Origin of the sequence: Streptomyces botrytidirepellens, assembly GCF_003721215.1 — a bacterium.
GTDB classification, from domain to species: domain Bacteria; phylum Actinomycetota; class Actinomycetes; order Streptomycetales; family Streptomycetaceae; genus Streptomyces; species Streptomyces himastatinicus.
This window is the reverse complement of sequence record NZ_RIBZ01000410.1, coordinates 1-816: the sequence shown is the minus strand read 5'-3', so window position 1 is coordinate 816 and position 816 is coordinate 1. Positions and strand designations below refer to the sequence as shown.

Here is an 816-nt window from a genome sequence, read left to right as displayed (position 1 = left end):
CCCAAGTAGCACGGGGCCCGAGAAATCCCGTGTGAATCTGGCGGGACCACCCGCTAAGCCTAAATATTCCCTGGTGACCGATAGCGGATAGTACCGTGAGGGAATGGTGAAAAGTACCGCGGGAGCGGAGTGAAATAGTACCTGAAACCGTGTGCCTACAAGCCGTGGGAGCGTCGCGCAGAGACTTGTCTCTGCGTCGTGACTGCGTGCCTTTTGAAGAATGAGCCTGCGAGTTTGCGGTGTGTTGCGAGGTTAACCCGTGTGGGGAAGCCGTAGCGAAAGCGAGTCCGAATAGGGCGGTTTAGTAGCGCGCTCAAGACCCGAAGCGGAGTGATCTAGCCATGGGCAGGTTGAAGCGGAGGTAAGACTTCGTGGAGGACCGAACCCACCAGGGTTGAAAACCTGGGGGATGACCTGTGGTTAGGGGTGAAAGGCCAATCAAACTCCGTGATAGCTGGTTCTCCCCGAAATGCATTTAGGTGCAGCGTCGTGTGTTTCTTACTGGAGGTAGAGCACTGGATAGGCGATGGGCCCTACCGGGTTACTGACCTTAGCCAAACTCCGAATGCCGGTAAGTGAGAGCGCGGCAGTGAGACTGTGGGGGATAAGCTCCATGGTCGAGAGGGAAACAGCCCAGAGCATCGACTAAGGCCCCTAAGCGTATGCTAAGTGGGAAAGGATGTGGAGTCGCAGAGACAACCAGGAGGTTGGCTTAGAAGCAGCCATCCTTGAAAGAGTGCGTAATAGCTCACTGGTCAAGTGATTCCGCGCCGACAATGTAGCGGGGCTCAAGCGTACCGCCGAAGTCGTGTCACT

The 816-nt window shown here is 56.1% G+C and carries 1 rRNA gene; it reads left to right on the top strand.

What is annotated here, in order from left to right:
- Positions 1 to 816: ribosomal RNA gene (locus EEJ42_RS31235) — 23S ribosomal RNA — on the top strand; the annotation flags it as partial.